This is a genomic window from Brevibacterium renqingii (assembly GCF_017808095.1).
GTDB classification, from domain to species: domain Bacteria; phylum Actinomycetota; class Actinomycetes; order Actinomycetales; family Brevibacteriaceae; genus Brevibacterium; species Brevibacterium renqingii.
Genome location: NZ_JADBHG010000010.1, coordinates 41,542 through 63,829 on the forward strand (window position 1 = coordinate 41,542; position 22,288 = coordinate 63,829).

At 68.0% G+C, this 22,288-nt stretch carries 22 protein-coding genes; 9 read left to right on the forward strand and 13 right to left on the reverse strand.

The features are described 5' to 3' along the window. The first annotated feature begins 62 nt into the window (after positions 1–62). On the forward strand, positions 63–1,574 hold the full coding sequence (locus tag IIE29_RS15395; protein WP_209326186.1) for an MFS transporter: 1,512 nt from the start codon (positions 63–65) through the stop codon (positions 1,572–1,574). 47 nt (positions 1,575–1,621) lie between these two features. Here the strand turns inward: IIE29_RS15395 and IIE29_RS15400 are convergent, their stop codons facing one another. From IIE29_RS15400 to IIE29_RS15430, 7 genes are all read right to left on the reverse strand, one after another. Next, entirely contained in the window at positions 1,622–2,563 is a 942-nt protein-coding gene (locus IIE29_RS15400; RefSeq protein ID WP_209326187.1) for a polyphosphate polymerase domain-containing protein, read from the reverse strand. Next, positions 2,560–3,195, reverse strand: coding sequence for a DUF4956 domain-containing protein (locus IIE29_RS15405; RefSeq protein WP_209326188.1), 636 nt, complete (start codon positions 3,193–3,195; stop codon positions 2,560–2,562). Before IIE29_RS15405 ends, IIE29_RS15400 begins: the two co-directional genes overlap by 4 nt. 75 nt (positions 3,196–3,270) lie before the next feature. After that, positions 3,271–3,939 carry a response regulator transcription factor gene (locus IIE29_RS15410; protein WP_209326189.1) on the reverse strand — a complete coding sequence of 223 codons (669 nt, stop codon included), beginning with the start codon at positions 3,937–3,939 and terminating at the stop codon, positions 3,271–3,273. Next, positions 3,936–5,372 (reverse strand): sensor histidine kinase, encoded by a 1,437-nt coding sequence (locus IIE29_RS15415; protein WP_209326190.1) that lies wholly within the window; start codon positions 5,370–5,372, stop codon positions 3,936–3,938. Before IIE29_RS15415 ends, IIE29_RS15410 begins: the two co-directional genes overlap by 4 nt. Further along, on the reverse strand, positions 5,362–5,811 hold the full coding sequence (locus IIE29_RS15420; RefSeq protein ID WP_209326191.1) for a hypothetical protein: 450 nt from the start codon (positions 5,809–5,811) through the stop codon (positions 5,362–5,364). The genes IIE29_RS15415 and IIE29_RS15420 overlap by 11 nt, the downstream gene beginning before the upstream one ends. Before the next feature lie 69 nt (positions 5,812–5,880). Continuing rightward, positions 5,881–6,258 (reverse strand): fluoride efflux transporter CrcB, encoded by a 378-nt coding sequence (crcB, locus tag IIE29_RS15425; RefSeq protein WP_209326192.1) that lies wholly within the window; start codon positions 6,256–6,258, stop codon positions 5,881–5,883. Next, complete coding sequence (locus tag IIE29_RS15430; RefSeq protein ID WP_246475990.1) at positions 6,255–6,860, reverse strand: fluoride efflux transporter FluC; 606 nt, start codon at positions 6,858–6,860, stop codon at positions 6,255–6,257. The genes crcB and IIE29_RS15430 overlap by 4 nt, the downstream gene beginning before the upstream one ends. 156 nt (positions 6,861–7,016) lie before the next feature. Here IIE29_RS15430 and IIE29_RS15435 point away from each other — a divergent pair, with 156 nt between their 5' ends. The 4 genes from IIE29_RS15435 to IIE29_RS15450 all read left to right on the forward strand — a co-directional run bounded on the left by IIE29_RS15435 (position 7,017) and on the right by IIE29_RS15450 (position 12,964). After that, positions 7,017–8,651 carry a sensor histidine kinase gene (locus IIE29_RS15435; RefSeq protein ID WP_209326193.1) on the forward strand — a complete coding sequence of 545 codons (1,635 nt, stop codon included), beginning with the start codon at positions 7,017–7,019 and terminating at the stop codon, positions 8,649–8,651. Then, the gene (locus tag IIE29_RS15440) at positions 8,648–9,436 is read left to right on the forward strand and encodes a response regulator (protein WP_209326194.1); all 789 of its coding nucleotides are present in this window, start codon (positions 8,648–8,650) and stop codon (positions 9,434–9,436) included. Before IIE29_RS15435 ends, IIE29_RS15440 begins: the two co-directional genes overlap by 4 nt. 163 nt (positions 9,437–9,599) lie before the next feature. Then, positions 9,600–10,454 carry an ABC transporter ATP-binding protein gene (locus IIE29_RS15445; RefSeq protein WP_209326195.1) on the forward strand — a complete coding sequence of 285 codons (855 nt, stop codon included), beginning with the start codon at positions 9,600–9,602 and terminating at the stop codon, positions 10,452–10,454. Then, positions 10,451–12,964 (forward strand): ABC transporter permease, encoded by a 2,514-nt coding sequence (locus IIE29_RS15450; RefSeq protein ID WP_209326196.1) that lies wholly within the window; start codon positions 10,451–10,453, stop codon positions 12,962–12,964. Before IIE29_RS15445 ends, IIE29_RS15450 begins: the two co-directional genes overlap by 4 nt. 70 nt (positions 12,965–13,034) lie before the next feature. Here IIE29_RS15450 and IIE29_RS15455 read toward each other — a convergent pair whose 3' ends face one another. The 3 genes from IIE29_RS15455 to IIE29_RS15465 form a co-directional block, all read right to left on the reverse strand. Then, on the reverse strand, positions 13,035–13,574 hold the full coding sequence (locus IIE29_RS15455) for a hypothetical protein (protein ID WP_209326197.1): 540 nt from the start codon (positions 13,572–13,574) through the stop codon (positions 13,035–13,037). Positions 13,575–13,660: 86 nt separating this feature from the next. Then, positions 13,661–14,785: an FUSC family protein gene (locus tag IIE29_RS15460; protein WP_343071930.1), complete on the reverse strand. Its 1,125-nt coding sequence runs from the start codon at positions 14,783–14,785 to the stop codon at positions 13,661–13,663. 71 nt (positions 14,786–14,856) lie between these two features. Then, complete coding sequence (locus IIE29_RS15465; protein ID WP_209326198.1) at positions 14,857–16,107, reverse strand: aminotransferase-like domain-containing protein; 1,251 nt, start codon at positions 16,105–16,107, stop codon at positions 14,857–14,859. Positions 16,108–16,388: 281 nt separating this feature from the next. Here IIE29_RS15465 and IIE29_RS15470 point away from each other — a divergent pair, with 281 nt between their 5' ends. After that, positions 16,389–17,675 carry an adenylosuccinate synthase gene (locus IIE29_RS15470; RefSeq protein ID WP_209326199.1) on the forward strand — a complete coding sequence of 429 codons (1,287 nt, stop codon included), beginning with the start codon at positions 16,389–16,391 and terminating at the stop codon, positions 17,673–17,675. 63 nt (positions 17,676–17,738) lie between these two features. On the opposite strand, the gene IIE29_RS15475 is transcribed toward IIE29_RS15470, so the two are convergent. The 3 genes from IIE29_RS15475 to IIE29_RS15485 all read right to left on the reverse strand — a co-directional run bounded on the left by IIE29_RS15475 (position 17,739) and on the right by IIE29_RS15485 (position 19,419). Beyond that, the gene (locus IIE29_RS15475; protein WP_209326200.1) at positions 17,739–18,182 is read right to left on the reverse strand and encodes a carboxymuconolactone decarboxylase family protein; all 444 of its coding nucleotides are present in this window, start codon (positions 18,180–18,182) and stop codon (positions 17,739–17,741) included. A gap of 104 nt (positions 18,183–18,286) precedes the next feature. Beyond that, positions 18,287–18,565, reverse strand: coding sequence for a hypothetical protein (locus IIE29_RS15480; RefSeq protein WP_209326201.1), 279 nt, complete (start codon positions 18,563–18,565; stop codon positions 18,287–18,289). Positions 18,566–18,666: 101 nt separating this feature from the next. Then, complete coding sequence (locus tag IIE29_RS15485) at positions 18,667–19,419, reverse strand: helix-turn-helix transcriptional regulator (RefSeq protein WP_209326202.1); 753 nt, start codon at positions 19,417–19,419, stop codon at positions 18,667–18,669. Positions 19,420–19,506: 87 nt separating this feature from the next. Here IIE29_RS15485 and IIE29_RS15490 point away from each other — a divergent pair, with 87 nt between their 5' ends. The 3 genes from IIE29_RS15490 (at position 19,507) to IIE29_RS15500 (ending at position 22,280) form a co-directional block, all read left to right on the forward strand. Continuing rightward, a complete protein-coding gene (locus IIE29_RS15490; protein ID WP_209326203.1) occupies positions 19,507–20,859 on the forward strand; it encodes a CynX/NimT family MFS transporter in 1,353 nt (450 codons plus the stop codon). Positions 20,860–20,903: 44 nt separating this feature from the next. Continuing rightward, a complete protein-coding gene (locus IIE29_RS15495; protein WP_209326204.1) occupies positions 20,904–21,740 on the forward strand; it encodes a helix-turn-helix domain-containing protein in 837 nt (278 codons plus the stop codon). Positions 21,741–21,866: 126 nt separating this feature from the next. Further along, positions 21,867–22,280, forward strand: coding sequence for a VOC family protein (locus IIE29_RS15500; RefSeq protein ID WP_209326205.1), 414 nt, complete (start codon positions 21,867–21,869; stop codon positions 22,278–22,280). Positions 22,281–22,288: the final 8 nt, after the last annotated feature.

Here is a 22,288-nt window from a genome sequence, read left to right on the forward strand (position 1 = left end):
GTGAGCAATCGCACCACGGTCACCGATTGTGCTTGTGAGCGCGGGGGAGTAGAACAATACGAATGAGTGATACTTCCGAGACGGTCATGACCGCCGAGCAGCGCAAGATCCTTGCGGTGATGCTCGTCCCGATGTTCATGTCGCTGCTGAGCGTCTCGATCGTCAATGTCATCCTCCCTGACATGCAGCGCTCGATCGGGGCGTCGAACTCGGCGATCCAATGGGTGCTCTCGGGCTATACGCTCGCCTTCGGCGTGCTCCTCGTCGCAGCCGGGCGCGCCGGCGATCTCTTCGGTCGGGGCCGCCTCTTCATCATCGGCGTCAGCGTCTTCGCCCTCGGCTCCCTCATCTCCGGGCTGTCCCCGGATCCGCTCGTGCTCAACATCGCCCGCGTCGTCATGGGCCTCGGCTCCGGTCTGCTCAGCCCCCAGGGCGTGGGGATGCTCCAACAGTACTTCCACGGCAAGGTGCGCGGTCGCGCCTTCGGGATGTTCGGCACGATCGTCGGCGTCTCCGTGGGCATCGGGCCCGTCCTCGGCGGCGGGCTCATCGCCGTGCTCGGCGAGGAGTGGGGATGGCGTTCGGCGTTCCTCATCAACGTGCCGATCGCCCTGGCAGCGATCATCCTCGGCCGGTTCTGGCTCCCGAAGAGCGCCTGGGTCGGCACCGACTCCGAGTCCGACACTGAGCCCGAGTCCGACACTGAGCCCGAGCCCGGCACTGAGCCGCACGACCGGCAGCGCGCCGACTTCGATCCGGTCGGACTCGTCCTGCTCGCCGTGGGCACGCTGCTGATCATGCTGCCCTTCCTCGAACGCAGCGCAGGGGCCTGGATCTACGCGCTCGTCCCGGTCGGCGCCGTCGTCATCTGGCTGTGGGTGCGGTGGGAGAACCGCTACTCCCGCCGAGGCAGATCGCCGATGGTCGACATGCAGCTGTTCCGGACCCGCAGCTTCGCCTACGGGGCATCGCTGACGTCCATGTACTTCGTCGGCATGCCCGGCATCTGGGTCATCGTGGCCCTCTACCTGCAGAACGGCCTCGGGTTCTCCGCCCTCCATGCGGGCCTCGTCGGTCTGCCCTCGGCGCTGCTCTCGGCCCTCGCCGCGCAGGCGGCCGGCCGCGTCGTGCTCACCTTCGGACGCAAGATGGTCGTCCTCGGGGTCGGAATCGGCCTGGCCGGGGTCGTCGCCTCGGCGCTCCTGGTGCTGGCCCATGAGGCCTGGGGCATCAGCATCTGGTGGCTGCTCCTCACGCTCGGGATCACCGGTCTCGGGCAGGGCATGGCGATCAGCCCGAACCAGACGCTCACCCTCGCCGAGGTGCCCGTCGACTACGCGGGAAGCTCCGGCGGCGTGATGCAGACCGGACAGCGCGTGGGCACGGCCATCGGCATCGCGATCGTCACCGCAGTCTTCTTCATCGTCCAGCCGATGGCCGGCTACGGCGCGGCCATCGTCGCAGGCTTCGGGTTCATCGCGCTCGTCATCGTCTTCGCCGGAATCATCGGACTGGTCGACCTCGCCCGCGGGCGGAAGAAGACACAGCCCCGGTCGGAATACACGCACTCCTGAGCGTCCGCGCACGACGGTGCCGGGGCTCCGGCTCAGCAGGGCCGACCTCACCGGAAGTACCGGCGGATCGTCCTCTCCCAGGGGTTGCTCGGCAGCTGCGGGTAGAGCAGTGCGGCCGAGACGCAGTACTTGCTCACCTTGTGCGGCCGGACGCCGACCTGCTTGAGCAGACCGTCCCAGATCCCGCCGCCACCGGGGGACTTGGTCTCGACGAGGACGTCGCTCGGCCCGGCGTGCTGCTCATCGCCGCTGATCGCGCGGATGTCGAGATCACAGGTCAGACGCTGGTCCGCATGGCAGAGGGTGATGCGGTCGTAGACGGTCTCGACGACGGGTTCGAGGTCCGCGGCCCGCAGCCGGCCACGGGCGCTCGCTCTGCGGTCGACGCTCGCACTGCGGCCGGCGCTCGCTCTGCGGCCGGCTGAGCCACGACCGTCAGCGTCAGCCGGTGCCCCGTCGAGGACGGAGTCGATGAACTCCCGGTCCCCGGGCGTGAGCGTCAGCGGAGACTCGATGGGATGGGCGATGCGCTCCTTGACCGTCTGACCGCGGTAGCCCTTCGACTTCACCTCGAGATGACAGGTCCCCGTATCGACATAGGTGCGGGTGCGGACCTTGAACCGGTGCCGACGCTCCTGGACATGGTCGCGGTAGAACCGGAAATCGGGCGTATCGAAATAGGTGGTGCGGTACTCGAAGCGGTGCTTGCCGCCGATCTCGAGGACACGGAAATCGTCCCGGGTCGCCGCGAGCAGATCGATGAAGAGCCCGCGCGGAAGGAAGTACTTCCGATCGACTCGGGTCATCAGCCTCGCCTGCGCGTTGATCTCGTCGAGCGAGATCGGTGCCAGCCGCTGCAGCTGCGTCTCGAGGGCGAGCCCGCTCGCGGTGGCGGCCTCGGCGCTGTCGGCGATCGCCGGCCCACCTGTCAGGGCGGGGTTCATGCCCTCGTCGGGGACCGCCTCGGCGATGGTGGCGTCCCGCATCATCGGGCCTCGGTGTCGAGCATTCCCGGCATATGGTCGGCAGCGGCGCGGCTGCCGGGCTGCGCGGCCTCGGCGGCACCGGAGCGGCGGCGGGGATTGGCCCGGTAGCGGACGTCGACGAGCGTCGTGTCGCGGACGAGGTCGATGTCGAGGACCTCGACGCGGACGGTGTCGGCGGCGAACATCTCGGTCAGGTGCGCCATCAGCGCGTCCCGATCTGTGATCGCGCGGTCGAGGGTCAGGGTGTGACGGTGCGTCGAGGCGGCGATGAGCGGGCTGTCGAGGACCGCGATGGCCAGGATGACGAGCGCGGAGAGCACGGGGGTCAGCCACATCGGCTCCGGGTGGAGTCCGGCGAGCAGGCCGAGCGCCAGGGCCGTGAAGTAGTAGGCGATCTCCTGCTGCGTGATCTGGTCCGAGCGCAGACGGATGATCGAGAGGATGCCGAACAGACCCATGCCCAGCCCGACGCCGACCTCGACCGATCCCAACGCCGAGGTGACCGCGACGACTCCGATGTTGAGCGCGACATAGGACAGCAGCAGATCGCGCCGACGGTGACGGCGGAAGTACAGGACGTAGGCGAGTACGACGATGGCGACCAGATCGGTGCCCACGGCGATGGCGAATGGCATGGTTCCTCCTTTTGACGTTCACCATCCACTCTGGTGGGCGAGGTTAAGACCACGATGAGGTGAAGATGAGAGCTTTCACATCTTCGTCACCCGGAGCCGATAGCCGGCACCGCGGACGGTCTCGAAGGTCTCATGGCCGAGCTTCTCCCGCAGATAGCGCACGTAGACGTCGACGACATTCGAGCCGGGATCGAAGTCGAGGCCCCACACCCGGCTGAGCAGCTGAGCGCGGCTGAGGACCTGGTCGGGGTGTTTGACGAAGACCTCGAGGAGGGTGAATTCGCGGGAGCTGAGCTCGACGGTGGTGTCCCCGATATGGGCACGGCGGGTGCGGACGTCGAGGGCGATGTCGCCGGCCCGCAGCACCGTCGCCTCCTGCGGGTCGGCGGCGCGCAGGCGCAGCCGGATGCGGGCGAGGAGCTCATCGAAGGCGAACGGCTTGCGCATATAGTCATCGGCGCCGCTCGACAGTCCGGCGACGGTGTCCTCGATCGACTCCCGGGCGGTGAGGATGATGACGGGCAGCTCATGGCGTTCGCTGCGGATCATCCGCAGCACGCTGAAGCCGTCGAGGCCGGGCAGGCCGAGGTCGAGGACGACGAGGTCGTAGCGGCCGGTGCGCACGAGCTCGATCGCCTCGTGGCCGTCCTCGACGACATCGGGGGAGAACCCCTCGGCCCGCAGCCCCTTGGCCACGAAGGAGGCGATGCGGTCCTCGTCCTCGACGATGAGTATGCGGGTCAACTGGTCTCTCCTTCTTCCCGGTGCCAGGGCAGTCGCAGCAGGAACGTCGCCCCTTCGCCCTCGACGGAGCTGACGGTGACGGAGCCGCCGTGGGCCTTGGCGATGCGGTCGACGATCGTCAGCCCCAGGCCCGTGCCCTGGCGACCGTGCCTGGTCTTCTTCGAGCGGGCGAAGCGTTCGAAGATCCGGCTCTGATCCTCGGCGGCGACGCCGGTGCCCGTATCGCGGACCCACAGCTCGATCATCCTCTCGGAATCCTCGTCTGCGATCCGGCCGCCGAAGGCGATGGTGTCGGACTCGTCGGTGTAGTCGACGCTGTTGGCCGCCAGCTGCAGCAGCGCCTGCGTCAGCCGCTGTTCGTCGACGACGCCGAACGCCTCAGGGGTTGTGTCGATGATCCACCGGCGCGGGGCCAGTGCGCTCGCCTTCGAGAAGCTCTCGAGCACGAGGTCGGTGAGGTCCGCCTCGGCGAGGACGAGGAAATCGGGGCGCTCGCTGCGGGCGAGCATGATGAGCTCGTCGACGAGGCGGGACATGCGTTTGAGCTCGTCGCCGACGAGTTCGAGCGTGTGCCGCCGGTCCTCGGGATCGTCGCCCATGACGTCGAGGTGTCCGCGCACGACCGTGATCGGCGTGCGCAGCTCGTGACCGGCGTCGTCGAGGAACTGCCGCTGCCCGTCGAAGGCGGATTCGAGCCGGTCGAGCATCCGGTTGAAGGTGTCGCCGAGGTGGGCGACGTCATCGTTGCCCGTGACCTCGATCCTCCGGGTGAGGTCGTCCTCGCCGATTCCCGAGGCGGTCTCGCTGAGTTCGCGGATCGGAGCGAGGACGCGGCCGGCCACGAGCCAGCCGAAGAATCCCGCGGCGATGAGGGCGATGACCGCGATCCCGGTCATCGTCCAGATCGTCGCCCACGCCTCCTCGTACTGTCCGGCGAGGAATTCGACGATGACCAGCTGCGCCGTCTGGGACTGTCCTTCGACCTCGACGGGCATGACCGCATAGGCGACCCGCCCGGAGTCGGTGCTCAGCTCGCCGGTCTGCGGCGTGGTCACCTTCGCGGCCTCGGCGACGAATCCGGGATCCTTGTCGAGACGGACCGGGGGATTGTCGACGCTGCGCTGGTCCTCCTTGCCGTCGATGATGCTGAAGAAGGTCTCGGACTGCTCGGGCAGGTTGGTCTGCAGGTGGCTGGTCATGAGCTTCTGCACCGAAGCGTAGGGGCGACCGTGGGTGGGGTCGGGCTTCGAGGCGAAGTCGCGGAACTTGTCGACTTCGTGCTGCAGCTCAGCATCGGCCTGGATCCTCACCCGGGACAGCTCGGCCCGGGCGGTCGAGAGGACGATGACGAAGACCGCGATCGTGAGCACGAGCATGATCCATGCGAGGATGCGCGTGCGGGCGGTCACGCCGCGGCGCTGATCAGTCGTCATCGTCGTCCTCGTCGTCATCCTCCGCGTCGTCATGATCGTCGTGGTCGTCGTCTTCATCGTAGGCGTCGTGACGGTCGTCATCGTCGCGGTCGTCGTCCGCGTCGTCGCGGTCGGCATCATCGGAGTCATGATCGTCATCGTCGCGATCATCGTCGCGCTCGTCGTCTCCGGCATGGCGCGGCGGGGCCGGGGCGATGCGTTCAGCGCCGGTGGCATCGCCGTCCGCGGATCCGGGCGGGGGAGAGCTCGGCGACTTCGGGGCGCGGGACTCTTCGAGCGTCGGTTCGCTCTGCGGCGCCGTCGTCGAGGTGGCCGAGGGGATGACGATCGGGGGACCGAGCTTCGTCTCATCATCGGCCAGCGACTTCCCGACGACGATCCAGGCGAGGACGCAGAGCAGGACGGCGCCGATGCCGAGAATCCAACCGTAGCGCCTCATGCCCCCAGTATGGACGAGGGGCGGGAGAGTTTCAGCGCCGCGGCGATGAGAGTTCTCTCATCCCCGGTCTCACACCATCCCGCCGAGCCACAGGCCCAGACCCGCGGCACCGGTGGCGAGCACGAGCGGGCCGAGGGCGTTGACCAGGCTGGCCGCCCATCTGCGCTCCTGCACCAGCCGCACCGTCTCCACACTGGCGGTCGAGAAGGTCGTATAGCCGCCGAGGAATCCCGTGCCGATGACGAGATGCCAGGCCTCCGGCAGCAGGTGATGCGCGGTGAGTCCGGTGAGGAAGCCGAGGGCGAGCGAGCCCGAGACGTTGATGAGGATCGTCCCCCACGGCACGGCTCCGGCCAGGCGGGCCTTGATGAGTCCGTCGAGCAGCATGCGGACGGCCGCGCCGAAGCCGCCGGCGACGGCGATGCCTGAGAACACGATCCACGTCATCGCTGTCCTCCGTTCCGGGGCTCGGGAGCCGCCTCGGCGAGGTCGGGATCGACGGGCACCTGCTGCGCCCCCGGTCGGCGGTGCGTGGCGGCTCCGACGGCGATGCCGGCCCAGGTGGTCAGACCGCCGAGGACGACCGTGGCCAGGCCATAGCCGATCCCCGCTGCCGCGGCGCCTCGGCCGAGCAGCTGTGCCGCATCCGCGGCCAGGGCGCTGTAGGTGGTGAAACCGCCCATGAAGCCGGTGCCGATGAGGATGCGCATCGTCCTCCGCACGCCTTCGTCGGGTCCGCTGCGGGCGAGGGCTTCGAGGAGGAGGCCGAGGAGGAAGGCGCCGAGGACGTTGATGGCGAAGATCGCGACCGGAATGCCGTTGACCGCGGGCACGGCGAGGCTGATCGCCTCACGGGCCGCGGTGCCGCCGATGCCGCCGACGAAGGCGAGACCGAGGAAGGAAGCGCGCAGGTGGGTGGGACGATGCATGTTCTCTCCTACCTTTCGGGCATGCCGGTGCCGACTGAGGTAGGGACTGTTGTCGAGGACCGTGAACGGGAACCCGAGGTTGGGTACGGCGAGCCCCACCGCCGCGGCGCATGCGATCATGCGTCGTGAGTCATTGTGTCATATCGCTTGGCGTCGCTGCTCAGGCTCAGCCCGGTCGAGGCAGACTCTCAGCATCGCCGGGGACAGCCGCAGCACCGTCGGGGTCAGCCCTCGGTATGATGCACCGTCGCCGGGGCGCGCACTAGCATGAAGCACATGAGCGATCGACCGTCCGAGACCCCGAGGAGCCTGCCAGATCCCGCACGAGCCGAACCCGACCGGCTGGAGCGCCTGCGCATCTTCCTCGCCTCCCGTCCCTGGATCTTCGACTCCATCGTCTGGGCGCTGCCGGTCACCTTCATCGGTGTGAGCACCGAACTCGCTACCGCCGAGGCCAGCGACCTGTCCTCCCTGCCGGTGCCCATCCACGTCCTCATCGCCCTGCTCCAAACGGTCCCCTTGGCCCTGCGCCGCATAAGACCGCTGATGAGTTCGACCGTCATCGCAGTCGGCTGCCTGCTCAGCGTGATCACGATGATCGGCCCGAACCTCGGGATCGTGGCCGTGCCGCTGACCATCTATTCGACGACGGCCTTCGGCACCCGGGCCCACGGCCGCATCGTGCTCGTGTTCGGCCTCGTCGGAGCGCTGCTGCTCGGCGGGTGGCTGTATCTCGTATCGCTGCAGGCCACGATCGGGCCCGATTCGCGGCCATTGCAGGCCGGCGAGTACCTGCTGCTCGCCACGATGGTCGCCCTGTGTGCGGCGATCGTCCTCATCGCCTGGCTGCTCGGCGGGGTCGTCTTTCGCAGGCGGCGTGAGATCGAAGGCGTCCGGGAGCGCAACCGCCTCCTCGAACGCGAACGCGAATCCGAGACCCGCCTGGCCGCCGATGCCGAGCGCATGCGCATCGCCCGGGAGATGCACGATGTCATCGCCCATTCGCTCTCCGTCGTCATCGCCCAGGCCGACGGCGGCCGCTATGTCGCCAAGACCGATCCGAGCGCGGCCGTCGGCGTCCTCGAGACGATCTCCCAGACGGGACGCGAAGCCCTCGCCCAGACCCGCTCACTGCTCGGCTTCCTCCGCTCGGACGAGGACGACAGCCGGTCCAAGGCTCCGCTGCCGGGCATCGGCGACATCGAATCGCTCATCGCCGATGTCCGTTCGGCAGGTCTGCCGGTCTCGACTTCGGGGATCTCCGGCTTCGACGAGGAGCAGCTGCCCGACGGGGCGGCGCTCGCGGTGTACCGGATCGTGCAGGAGGCGCTGACGAATGTGCTCAAGCACGCCGGCAGCAGCGCGCGCGGACATGTCAGCCTGCAGGTCGAAGGCCGTGAGCTCGTGATCCGCATCAGCGACGACGGGGCCGGGGAGGCGCCGGAGAAGGACCGCGCCGGAAACGAACGCGCCCACGGCCACGGGATCATCGGCATGAAGGAGCGGGCAGCCCTCTACGGAGGCACGTTGAGCGCGCGGACGATCCACTCGACGGGGATCTCCGATTCCCCCGATGCTCCCGGTTCGGCCGGAACGTCCGGCGCCTCCTGTGTCTCGGGGGCCGAGCCCGCGTTCACCTCGGGCAATATGCCAGGCAGTGCCTTCGGGACCGCGACCGGGTTCCTCGTCGAGGCCCGGTTCCCTCTCAAACGCGGTGCCGAGGCGAATGGGAAGGACCCCGACGACGAAGGTGCGAACGACGTCGGCGCGGCAGGCACGGATAATGCCGGGGAAGCGGGGGCGAACGCCACAGGCGCGACCGCGCTCGGCACGACGTCCGGCACGACGTTGCCGGGCACGGCGCTGCCGGGCACGACGACGCCGGGCGACGAGAACGGGGGCAGGCGATGACCGAGCAGGCAGCGGATCCCGACACCCTGCGCGTCGTCCTCGTCGACGACCAGGCCCTCGTGCGGGCCGGCTTCGCCATGGTCATCGACTCCCAACCCGATATGCACGTGGCCGGTCAGGCCGGCGACGGGGCGGCCGGCATCGACATCGTCGGCCGCGAACAGCCCGATGTCGTGCTCATGGACGTGCGCATGCCCCGCGTCGACGGGATCGAGGCGACCGAGCGGATCCTCGCGCTCGCCGACAGCGGTCGGATCCGCACCCCGAAGATCATCGTGCTCACGACCTTCGACGATGACGAGTACGCTCTGCACGCCCTGCGGGCCGGAGCCTCCGGCTTCCTCCTCAAGGACACCCTCCCCGAGATGCTCCTCGACTCGATCCGCACCGTCATCGACGGGGGAGCCGTCATCGCCCCCACGACCACCAGGCGCCTGCTCGACAACGAACTGCTGCCCCGCCTCGGCGCCGGCGGACGGGGCACCGATCACGCGGCAGGCGGCGGGCCGGGCGAAGCGGCACCGAAAGCCGAAGCGGCGCCAACGCAGCCGAGCCTGCTCGACGATGCCGCGGCCCGTCGCCTCGACTCGCTGACCCCGCGCGAGCGGGAAGTGCTCGTGCTCATCGCGCAGGGACTGAGCAACACGGAGATCGGGCAGCGCCTCTTCCTCGCCCAGCCGACGGTCAAGACCCACGTCGGACGCATCCTCATGAAGCTCCAGGCCCGCGACCGCGTCCAAGCCGTCGTGCTCGCCTACGAAGCCGGACTCGTCGGCGGGCACTGAGGCAGGGGCCCAGATCCCGAGGGCAGGCACCCTCAGCGTCTGAGCCTGTCGGCCCGCTGTCATCCCCTGGTATGACTCGAGGCCGCCGAGGCGACCGCGGCCGCCCGCGAAGACCATCCTCCGGTCCGATGCCTCCTCCGCCCGCAGCGACGAGACTGGAGGCATGAACTCATCACATGCAGACTCCCATCCGTCCTCCGGTCCGGCCACCGCGCCGGCCCCGGCAATCCGCGCCATCGGACTGCGCAAGACCTACGGAGACGGCGACGCCATGGTCCGCCCCCTCGATGACCTCAGCCTCGACATCGAGGCCGGACGCTTCACCGCCATCATGGGGCCCTCCGGTTCGGGCAAGTCGACGCTGCTGAATATGCTCGCCGGCCTCGACACCCCTGATTCGGGCGAGGTCATCATCGGTGGGACCGCGCTGTCGGGACTCAGCGACCGCAAGCTCACCGCGCTGCGCCGCGACCGCATCGGCTTCGTCTTCCAGTCCTTCAACCTCGTGCCCGCGATGGATGCGGAGGAGAACATCCTCCTGCCCTCGCAGCTGGCGGGGAAGAAGACGGATCGGCGCGTCTTCCGCCGCATGGTCGACCTCCTCGGGCTGAGCGAACGGCTCCACCATCGCCCGCACGAGCTCTCCGGAGGCCAGCAGCAGCGCGTCGCCGTCGCCCGTGCCCTCGTCTCGCAGCCGGACGTCATCGTCGCCGACGAACCCACCGGCAACCTAGATTCGAACTCCGGCGAAGAGGTGCTGAGCATCCTGCGCTCCTCCGTCGACGAACTCGGACAGACCGTCGTCATGGTCACCCACGACCCGCGTGCCGCCGCTCGCGCCGATCGGGTCGTGCTCCTCGCCGACGGCCGCCTCGCCGGAGAGCTGATCGACCCGGATCCCGAATCCGTGGCCACCGCACTGATGAACGTCACCGCGACCACCGGTGCCGCGGCCGCCGGAACTTCGCGCGCAGGAGCTTCGCACTCCGGCGTCTCACACGCAGGGGGTGGACGATGATCCGCATCGCCTGGTCCAATCTCCGCAGCGCCTCCGGTCGGCTCTTCGCAGCGACGATCGCGATCGCCGTGTCCGTGGCCTTCATCGTCGCCGCGCTCCTGTTCTCGCAGGCCTTCGGCGACACCCTCCGCGATCAGGTGCGCGCCCAATGGGCGGGCGCCGACGTCGCGGTCACCGCCTCCCAATCCGATCCGAGCGCCTCCGGCGACTCGCCCCTGACCGAGTCCCTGGCTAAGTCCGTGGCCGGTGTCGACGGCGCCGAGAGCGCGCAGCTGACCGAAACCGGCTTCGTCTCGGTGGCCGCGGGCGGTGCCACCGTCTCGGCCATGCCCACGAACGTCCCGCAGAACCAGGACGAGACGATCGCGGGCTCGGCGCCGGGCTCGGACGACGAGCTCATGCTCCACGAAGCCGATGCGACGACCCTCGACGTCGGCGTCGGCGATGAGCTGACCATGAAGGCGTTCAACGGCGCCGGCGGCAGCGGTTCGAAGGAGCGGACGTACACGGTCTCCGGCATCATGCCGGGCTCGTCCGCCTCGGCGCTGGCCCTCTACCTCACCGATTCGGGCCTGCAGACGGTGCCGAGCGAACTCACAGCCGATTCCGTGCGCGTCGTCGCCGCGAACGGAACCGATCGAGCCGAACTCGCCGAGGAGGTCCGCGCAGTCGTCGCCGAGGCGGGGGAGAAGGACGCGCTCACCGTCCAGACCGTCGACCAGGTCGTCGACGCACAGCTCGAAGCGATGTCGGATTCCACGAACGTCCTCAACACGGTCGGCCTGGCCTTCGGGCTGCTGGCCGCCGGAGTCGCCGCGCTCGTCATCTCGAACACGTTCAACGTCCTCGTCGCCTCCCGCACCCGAGTGCTCGCGCTCGTCCGCGCCGTCGGCGCCTCCAAACGGCAGGTGCGCGGTGCCGCGGTGATCGAGAGCCTCAGCCTCGGGGTGATCGGCTCCGTGATCGGCGTCGGGCTCGGACTCCTGCTCGGCTGGGGACTCGCGGCCGCCGCCCGCGCGTTCTGGATGCCCGAGTTCGCACAGATGTCCCTGACACCTCTGGCCCTCGTGGCCGGGCCGGCCGTCGGCATCCTCGTCACGGTCGCCGCCGGACTCATCCCCGCGCTGCGGTCCTCCCGCGTCTCGCCCATCGAGGCGCTGCGTCCCGTCGACGTGCCCGCCGCGGCTCCCCGCTTCCGGTGGATCCGCACGAGCATCGCGCTCGTCCTCGGCATCGCCGGAATCGCCCTGTGCCTGCTCGGGGCGAGCTCGCAGTCCGTGCTCTTCGGCATCCTCGGCTGCTTCGGCCTCTTCGTCGCACTCCTCATCGGAGCCAGGGTCTTCGTGCCGCCGCTCGTGGCCCTGCTCGCCCGGATGATCGCCCTGGTCACCAGGCGCTCGCCCACGGTCAAACTGGCCGGACGCTCGGCGAGCACCGCCGGCGGACGGACCGCCTCGACGACGGGTGCCCTGCTCATCGGGATCACCCTGGTCACAGCCGTGGTCGTCGGTTCGGCGAGCCTGCAGCGCACCCTCGAACTCGCCACCGCCGAGGACACTCCCGTCGACCTCGTCGTCGCCGACAGCGGACACGACGTCGATACGGTCCTCGACGACTCGACCGTGGTCGAGGACCGAGTGGAAGTTCCTGCCACGGCCGCCTCGGTGAGCATTGAGGGCTCCGAGGGCTCGCACGACCTCACGATCGCCAGCGCCGCCGAGGCGGGGGATTCCCCCGTCGTGCGCAGCGGCGGCTACGAGGCCGAGCAGGGGACGGTGCTCATCTCCCCGGACGAGCTCGGTGTCGACGGTCTCACCTCCGACATCGACGGCAAGCCCGTGACCGTGGCGGTCGGCGGTGAGACGCTTAAGCTCGAGGCCGTCGGCTCACGGGACGTCCCGGCCGGCACGGCGCTCGTCAGCGGTGCTGATGCGAAGACCGTCGAACAGGCCGCAGGCGACGCCGTGGCGGAGCAGACCTGGGTGAAGATCGCCGATGACGCCTCGAGCTCTCAGATCGAGGCGCTGACCTCGGAACTCGACGGGATCGGCGTCGACTCCGATGCGGAACCGGCACTCAACCGGGCGGAGTACGCCTCGATGTTCCAGGTCGCGCTCACGGTGGTGCTCGGTCTCCTGGCGGCGGCGGTGATCATCGCGGTGATCGGCGTGAGCAACACGCTGACGCTCTCGGTCATCGACCGGCGGCGAGAGGGAGCGCTGCTGCGCGCACTCGGGTTCACACGACGGTCGATGTCGCGGATGATCACGGTCGAATCGCTGCTGATGACGGTCATCGCCCTGGTCGTCGGAACCGCGGTGGGAACGTTCTTCGGCTGGGTGGGCACCGCCTCGATCACCCCGGACGCGACCGACCCGGTGCTGTCGGTGCCGCCGCTGCAGCTCGGGCTGATCGGAGTGGCCGCGGTGCTGGCCGCCGTGCTCGCCTCGGCGATTCCGGCTCGGACCATGTCGCGGATCGCCCCGGCCAAGGGCATGAGCATGGAATGAGCGCCGAATGCACTGCGCGCCGCGACCTCGAGGAGTTCGAGGTCGCGGCGCGCAGTGTGTGGGAGCTGTCTCAGTCCTCCCAGTCGGTGCAGGTCATGGTTCCGTCGAGCGTGGCCGAGCCGAGCTTGGTCCCGTCGAAGGTCACGCTCTCGTCGCCGACGTCGACGCCCTTGGGGTTGTTGGCCTTAAAGGGGCGGCCCTGACCGATCTTGGCCATGACGAAGTCTGTGCCCTCGGCCTTGACCAGCGGCAGTTCGTTGTCCGTCTTGCCGATGATGTGCTGGAGGCTGCCCGGTTCCCCGGAGCAGTAGACATCGGTGGGTTCGATCGTGACGGTCTTCTCACCGGTGTCGAGAGTCAGCTTCGAGTCCGCGGAGTCGTCGGCGGACTCGGAGTCCTTCTCCTGATCGGACGAATCGTCCGAGTCCTCGTTCTCGTCCGAGTCCTCGGGCGGGGCCTGCTCGCTGGGGGTCTCCTCGGCGGCCTCCGGGCTCTGGGACTGCGTGTCTTCGCTCTGGGGCTGCTCGGAGTCGTCCGAGGCGGAGCCGGAGCATCCGCTGAGAGCGAGGAGACCGGCGAGGGCAACAGTTGAAATCGATCTGATACGCATAGGTCCATTATCGCCGAGAAATCAGGCTGCGTCCCCCGAAACCCGGGTCCGGAGTACGTGCGATTGTGCACATCTGGGACTCAGAGTCATTTCTGGCGAGAGCGCTTCTCCCCCTCACGCGCTTCGCGATCGGAGGCGACGTCGTCGACGATGACAGCGATGTGGCGCACGCTGGTGATGAGCGCGCCGTAGAGCGGCCAGGTCTGCGAGGGCAGCTCGCCCTGCACGAGCCGGCTCGAGAGTTCGTTGAGTCGATCGTGGATCGGTGCCACGTCCGCATCGGGATCGGCGACGGACTTCCCGGCGTCGGTGACGATATCGGCCCACTCGACCCGGAACCGGTCATCCCACTTCCCCTCGCCGTAGGAGGCCTCGGACAGGGTGCGCGTGAGATTGCGCAGGTGGGACACGCCCTCGTCGACCCGCTCGAGGATGTCCTCATAGCCGACCTTCGCCGAGGAGGAGCCGCTGCTCCCATGCGAGGCGGAACGGCGTGCTCGGAGGTAGTCGCGGGGATTGACCCGCCGGCTCTCCCGCGCGAAGCGCACGGACGCCCAGGCGGAGTTGAGCTCCTCGCTCATCGACAGGGTCTCCTGCAGCCAGCTGTCCGACTGGTCGGTGTCCCAGGACTCGCGGAACTCCCGGCCCATGCTGCACAGGACGTCGCCCATCCTGCGGTTGATGCTGTCGACGTACCGGGCCGCCTGCTGATCCCGCAGCGGTGGGATGACGATGAGGTTGACGGCCAAGCCGATCGCCACTCCGAGAGCGAGCTCGCCGATGCGCTCGCCGAGGAGGGGCTGCTGACTGCTGAATCCGCTGCCGAGGATGAAGATCGAGGTCGTGGCGATGGCGACGCCCTCGTCGCGGATCCAACTCAGACGGGCACCGGCCAGTCCCACGAGCAGCGCCAGGGCGAAGGTCCAGAGGCTGACACCGAGGAAGTTGCCGATGAGGAAGGAGATCCCGACCCCGATGGTCGAGGCCACCGTCGTCTGGATTCCGCGTGAGAAAGAGCGGTGGACCGTGGCGTGGACTGTCAGCAGCGCCGTCCACGGAGCGAGGAACGGCATCTGCGAGTCGAGTACGTATCCCGAGAGCCACCAGGCGGCTGTGGCGGCGATGACGCTCTTGCCGATCTGCAGCAGATCGGTGGAGACCTCGGGTTCGCGCAGCCATGCGAGCACTCGTGTGAACGGCTGATCCGGCACGGGCGTCTCCTCCTGATGGAAATCGGTCAGGCGATCAGCCTATCTGCGCGCTCACCAGGTGGGAAGCCACCTTATGCCCGGTGACGGCCGACGGCTCCGCGCAGGCGCTCCAATCCCTCGTCGATGCGTTCGGGGGTGTTCGAGGCGAAGCACAGACGCAGCGCATTCGAGAACTTCCCCGCGGGGGAGAAGGCGGGGCCGGGAATGTAGGCGACGCCGTCCTCCAGGGCGGTGGGCAAGAGCTCCTCGGTGTTGATCGTCTCGTCGTCGAAGGTCACCCACAGGAAGAACCCGCCGTCGGGGTCGGTGGCGCTGACTTCGCCCGGGAAATGGCGTTCGAGTCCGGCCGCCATCGTCAGCTTGCGCTCGCGGTAGGCCGCGCGCAGGCCCTCGACGTGAGAAGCGGCGCCGCCCTCGGACAGCCAGCGAGCGACGAGGTGCTGGTTCGGCACAGGCGCGCAGGTGTCCATCGTCTGTTTCGCGTTGACCGCGAGGTCGCGGACTTCAGGGTCGACGTCGATCCAGCCCAGTCGCAGCCCGGGAGCGACGAACTTCGAGAACGTGCGGACACCGAAGATGAGGGGATCGTTCGGGCTGAGATCGCTCAGCGCCGGCAGGGACTCGCCCGAGAAGCGCAGCATGCCGTACGGATTGTCCTCGATGATGACCGAGCGGTGGCGGTGGGCGAAGGACAGCAGCCGTTCGCGTCGCGGCAGGGACATCGTCACGCCTGCCGGGTTCTGGAAGGTGGGGACCGTGTAGATGACCTTCGGGGCCCGGCCGGTGCGGGCGACGTGGTCCTCGAGCGCCTCGACCTGCATGCCGTCCTCGTCGACGGGGATCTCGAGGATCTCCGCCTCGTAGCTCATCGCGGTGGCCGAACCGTTGGTGTAGGTGGGGGATTCGCAGGCGACGAGGTCGCCGGGACTGACGAAGAGCTTGAACCCGAGGTCGAGGCCCTGCATGCCGCCGGAGGTGATGAGGAGGCGGTCGGGGTCCCCCTGCTGCTCGACGGGGATCTGGTTCGTTGAGGAGAGGTAATCGTGCAGCGCATCGAGGAGGACCGGCTCGCCCTTCGTCTCCCCGTAGGTGAAGTTCGCCGGATCGAAGACTTCCCCCGCGATGCGCGCGAAGTCCTTGGCCGGCAGCATGTCCGGGGCGGGAGCGCCCATGCCGAACTTCACGATGTCATGGTCATAGGAGGCCAGCAGCGTGGTGGAGGCGTCGATGACGGATCCGACGAGCTGATCGGCGCGGCTGGCGAATGGCAGCGAGGGGTTCTGCGAAGAACTCGTGGTCGCATTCATTGAGGTGGTGGACATGAGCAACCTCCTACGAGCGGTGATGCCCTGAAGTCGACTGCTCCGGCGACGTTCAGAAGGCTCCTGCCCGAACGACGGAATACGTGGGTGACCTCAGCATAGGGCCGACCACCTCGGCGAACAAGGGCAGCGCGCACGGCCTCGGCGGACGCGGGCAGGGTCGATTGCCGCGGTGGACGGGGAGAGGCGAAACCGTTCGCCCGCTGACGGCCGTGTCGGTGTGACCCAGTAGACTTGGCGCGTAATGACATCCCCCTCTCACTTCGAGGTGAAGTACTCTCATGCCAGCAATCGTTGTCGTCGGCGCTCAGTGGGGCGACGAAGGTAAAGGTAAGACCACCGACATCCTCGGCACCAGCGTCGACTACGTGGTCAAGCCCAATGGTGGGAACAACGCAGGCCACACGGTCGTCGTCGGCGGAGAGAAGTACGAACTCAAGCTCCTGCCCGCGGGCATCCTCTCACCGAACGTCACCCCGGTCATCGGCAACGGCGTCGTCGTCAACCTCGAGGCTCTGTTCGAGGAGATCGACGCCCTCGAATCCCGTGGGGCCGACACCTCGAAGCTGCGCATCTCGGCCAACGCCCACCTCGTGGCTCCCTACCACCAGACCCTGGACAAAGTGACCGAGCGCTTCCTCGGCAAGCGGGCCATCGGCACCACCGGCCGCGGCATCGGACCGGCGTATATGGACAAGATCGGACGGTTGGGAATCCGCGTCCAGGACGTCTTCGACGAGTCGATCCTGCGGCAGAAGATCGAAGGCTCGCTGCGGCAGAAGAACGAACTGCTCGTCAAGGTCTACAACCGTCGTGCCGTGTCGGTCGAGGAGATCGTCGAGTACTTCGAGCCCTTCATCGAACGGCTGCGGCCCTATGTCGCCGAGACCGAGCTCATGCTCAACGAGGCCCTCGACCGCGACGAGGTCGTCGTCATGGAAGGCGGCCAGGCGACGATGCTCGACGTCGACCACGGCACCTACCCCTTCGTCACCTCCTCGAACCCGACCGCCGGCGGATCCTGCGTGGGTTCGGGCATCGGACCGACTCGCATCAACCGCGTCGTCGGCATCGTCAAGGCCTACACCACTCGTGTCGGCGCCGGACCGTTCCCGACCGAGCTCTTCGACGAGATGGGCGAGTACCTGCAGAAAGCCGGCGGCGAGTACGGCGTCAACACCGGACGTCCGCGCCGCTGCGGCTGGTACGACGCGGTCATCGCCCGCTACGCCGCACGTGTCAACGGCTTCACCGACTATGTGCTGACCAAGCTCGACGTGCTCACCGGGATCGACCGGATCCCCGTCTGCGTCGCCTACGAGGTCGACGGGCAGAGGGTCGACGAGATGCCGGTGTCCCAGACCGAGTTCCATCATGCGAAGCCGATCTTCGAGTACTTCGACGGGTGGAGCGAGGACATCACCGGCGCTCGGACCTTCGAGGACCTGCCGAGCAACGCGCAGAAGTACGTGACCGCACTCGAGGAGCTCTCGGGCTGTCGCATGTCGGTCATCGGGGTCGGTCCCGACCGCGAACAGTCGATCGTCTGCCACGACCTGCTGGACTGAAGCTCGGCCAGTGGTGCCACGGCCTGGTTCGTTCCGACAGACGGCACCGCCGGGCCGGACAGGTCAGTCCAGGTGCTGGTGGGTGCTCACCGCCAGGCGGTTCCAGACGTTGATCGCTGAGATCGCCATGAGCAGCTCGACCATCTCCTGTTCGGAGAAGACGGCAGCGGCGGCCTTCCAGGTCTCGTCCGAGACGCCGTCGGCGATGTGCGTGACCTCCTCGGTCATGCGCAGCGCCGCCTGCTCACGGTCGCTGTAGACAGAGGACGCTTCCTTCCATCCGGCGAGGACGTCGACCTTGACCTGATCGACCTCGGCCTTCCGGGCCTCACCGGCGTGCATATTCAGGCAGTAGGCGCAGCCGTTGAGCTGGGAAGCACGCAATTTGATCAGGGACAGCAGCCCCTCGCCGAGGCTGCCTCGGTGGATGTACTTCTCCAGTGAGTAGAGCGGCTGGTAGGCCGCCTCGTCGACTGCCAGGATGTTCAGGCGCTGGGTGTCGGACATGTGCATCATCTTCTTCACATCGTGCGATTCGTCTGACGTGTGCTCGTCAGCCGTGTCTGTCTCGCACGATACGCCGCTGCTGGACGTGGGGCCAGGGCCGCGGCTCAGTCGCGCAGCTTGCGGATGGACTCGACGGCTCCGTCGTAGGCTGCGGTGATGTCGACGATGTCGATGCGGTCCGGCAGATCGCCCGACGCCTGATGGCTGAGCATGAACTCGACCACGGCGCGGGCGGTCTCCTCATCGTTGTGCAGGACCCCCTCGGAGGCGTCGTCGACGTCGGCAAGCATGAGGACGAGCTCATCGGTGCCGGTGGCCGTGTGGATGAGGGCGAGGAACTCGCCGGTGTCCTGCAGTTCGATCTCGATCTCTTCTTCGGCCATTGCCAGCCTCCCGTAACTCGATGAATGCGAGGGATCTGCTGCCAGCATAGACCCGTCGGGCAACCGAAGGGTGGGAGGTCGGCCTACATATCGGGCCGGGTTCAGTCGCGCAGGGAGTGCTGGTACCGACCCGGGCTCATCCCGACCAGAGAGGTGAAGGCGGTGATGAACGAGCCAGGGTTGGCCCAACCGCATTCGGCGGCGGTGTCGTAGACGCTCAGCCCATCGGCCAGGAGCAGCAGCGCCCGATGGACTCGCAGCTCCGATCGCCACTGGCGGAACGTCATTCCGGTCTCCCGTTGGAACAGACGCGACAGGGTCCGCTCGCTCGCTCCGACCTGATGGCCGAGCTCGGCCAGAGACACCGGATTCGCCAGGTCCTCCTCGACGAGCTTCGTCACGGCCAGCAGCCGATCATCATGGGGCTCGGGCAGATGCAGCGGCTGCTCGCCGGTGGCCGTCAGCTCGTCGATGATGACGAGACGCAGCCGGTCCGTGCTCGCCTTCGACCGGCGCCGCGGGCCCGTCAGAGCCAACATGGCCTCCGTGGCCAGCGGGGTCGTCGCCAACACGGCGGGCCGAGCGACGAGGGCCTCGGCCATCTGTTCGGGGAGGAAGACCACGCGCATGTCCGCAGCCCCATGCGCCCGGTGCTGATGCTCGAACTCCGCAGGCACCCAGACGACGCGATTCGACGGCGCGATCCACGAGCCGTCACTGGTCACCAGGGACAGCACCCCCGTCGCCGGATACACCAGATGCCCGAGGTCGTGGGTGTGCGCCGGCGTCCGCTCATCGTGGCCGAGTAGGTGGATGAGTTCCGGACTGAGGGATTCGTGGCTGAATTTGTCCATTTGCAGTCAGTTTAATGGTTCCCCGCCGAGGCGGGGCCCGTTTGAATGGGGGAGTACCGAAGGACCGGACAGAACGAAAAGGATGCAATGAAGAGACTCGACCCGAACACCGACCCGGAACCCTCCCGCACCGAGGAGGGCAGCGTCCTCGTCGCACCGCCTCGGCGGACGGCACCTGGCGGCGATAGGAGTCGGCTCGGTCTGCTGGTCCTCGGGGCCGGGCTCATCCTCATCGGGCTCAACCTGCGCATCGGGGTCGCCTCGGTGGGACCGGTCCTCGGGGACATCCTCGACGATCTCCGTCTCAGCGCCACGGTCGGCAGTCTGCTGACGACGATCCCGGTCTTCGCGTTCGGTGCGTTCGCGTTCCTCACTCCGGGTCTCACGCGTCGGTTCGGCATGCACCGGGTGCTCGGGATCCTCATGATCGTCCTCGCCGCCGGCATCGCCCTGCGACTGCAGCCGAGTCTGCTCGCGCTCTTCTCCGGCACGGTGCTCGTCGGCGCGGCCATCGCTGTCGGCAATGTGCTGCTGCCGACGGCGATCAAGAGCGACTTCTCGCATCGTGCCGGTCTGATGATGGGGCTGTACTCGACGGCGCTGTTCCTCGGCGCGGCGCTCGCCTCCGGACTGACGGTGCCGATCATGTCGGCCGTCGGCGGATCCTGGCGTTGGGCGCTCGGCATCTGGGCGGTCCCGGCTGTTCTGGCCGCACTGCTGTGGATTCCGCAGATGCTGCGGCGCCCGGCGAGCTTCTCGGGCGCGGGCGCAGTCGCGGGCTCGGGCGCGAGGGCGGACTCGCCCAGCGAGATCGGGGAACCGTCCTTCCGCTCGATCCTCACCGAACCCATCGCCTGGGCGGTCACCGGCTTCATGGGGCTGCAGTCGATGAGCTACTACGCGGCGTTGACCTGGGTGCCTGCGATCTTCCAGGACAGCGGCATGGCCGCCGACCGGGCCGGGTGGATGCTCTCCTTCTCCGCCTTCCCAGCGATCCTCACCTGCCTCTTCACCCCATCGATCGCTCAGCGGCTGCGGCCTCGATGGATCGGCGTGGCCGCCGCCTCAGTTCTCGTCGGTGCCGGGTTCGCCGGTCTGCTGGTCGCGCCCGTGGCGGGAGCCTATGTGTGGATGACACTGCTCGGGATGGGGCAGGGCGCGGCGATCAGCCTGTCGCTGTCCTACATCGTGTGGCGGTCCCCGGACGCTCACCACACCGGTCATGTCTCGACCATGGCGCAGGGCTTCGGCTATCTCTTCGCCGGTCTCGGACCCCTCGGCCTGGGATGGCTGCACACGGTCACCGGTTCATGGACCGCACCGTTGATCGCACTCCTCGCCCTGCTCGTCCTCCAGCTGGTCAGCGGCGCATTCGCCAGCCAGGACCGCCACGTCCGTGCCCGGAGTGCCCACACCCGCGAGGTGCTGGTGCGCGGCTGAGAACCGTCCGGCCGGCCGCTCAGCTGTGGGATTACACTGTGTGCATGACTGCGGCACCTGTCGACGAACTCATCCGCAGCCCGCACCCGCGTCTGCGGCCCTATGTCGGTGACTACGTCGGCTACGACATCTCGGGCGTCCCCGCAGGGACGCACCTGGGTCTGCCATCGGGCGCGATGACGTTCATCGTCTCGATCGAAGAGCCGCTGCGGCAGTGGGACCCGGAGACCGGGGCGGTCGAGGACTTCGATGTCCTGCTGGCCGGGCTTCACCTCCGAGCGACGCACATCCGGCACAACGGGGCAATGACCGGCATCCAGATCAACTTCACCCCTTTCGCCCCGCGGATCCTCTTCGATGCCCCGGCGGTCGAGTTCGCCCACCGCAGCGCCGAGCTCGGCGACATCTCAGCGCCCATCGCCGCCGAGCTCCACGAGCGAGTCAACTCCGCAATGACTTGGGCGGCCCGTTTCGACGTCATCGACGAGGTGCTCCTGCGCGCCGTCGACGAGGAAGCACGACCGCGCGCGGAAATGGTTGAGTCCTGGAAGCACATCGCGGACTGTCACGGACAGGTTCCGGTCGCACTCCTCGCCGACCGGATCGGGTGGAGCCGGCGACATCTCAACGGCCGGTTCCGCGCGGAATTCGGCATCGGGGTCAAGGATACGGCGCGGGTCATGCGCTTCGACCGAGCCAGGAGAATGATCGACACCGGCGGAGCTTCGCTGGCCGAGATCGCGGCAGTGTGCGGCTATGCCGACCAGTCCCATCTCAACCGTGATTTCAAGTCACTGACCGGCACGAGCCCGCGACAGTGGCTGAAAGAGGACCCTGTCGTGCGCAAGTTCCGCAGTGACGTTCCGGGGACGAACCGATAGATCGGCTGCCGGGCATGATTTTCCGCAGTTCCCATTTGTCCAAGACCTCGCCGAGGCGGTCGATCCATGATGGAAGCACGGGACAGCAGACGGCTGTCCGATGACGAGCGAATTCTAGGAGCTGACATGTCGAATGGAACCGCAGCGAACATCTGGCCGACCTTCCGCTATCGGGATGCGAAGGGTGCAATCGCCTTCCTGCGGGAGGCCTTCGGATTCGAGGTCGTGGTCGAGTACGCGAACGCCGACGACCCGCAGCGGGTCGACCATGCCGAACTGGCCTGGCCCGAAGGCGGAGGCATCATGCTCGGCTCGGCCCGCGACGACGGGGGTGTGATGACGAAGACCGGTGTCGCCTCCGGCTCGGTCTACGTTGCGGCAAGCAACGTCGAGGAGCTCTACCATCGTGCGATCAGTGCCGGGGCCACCGAAGTCATGGGCCTGACCGAGCAGGACTACGGCTCACTCGACTTCTGTGTGCAGGACCCCGAGGGAGTGCTCTGGTGCATCGGAACGTACCGGGGCGCGGGCGAGGAGTGACCGGGGCC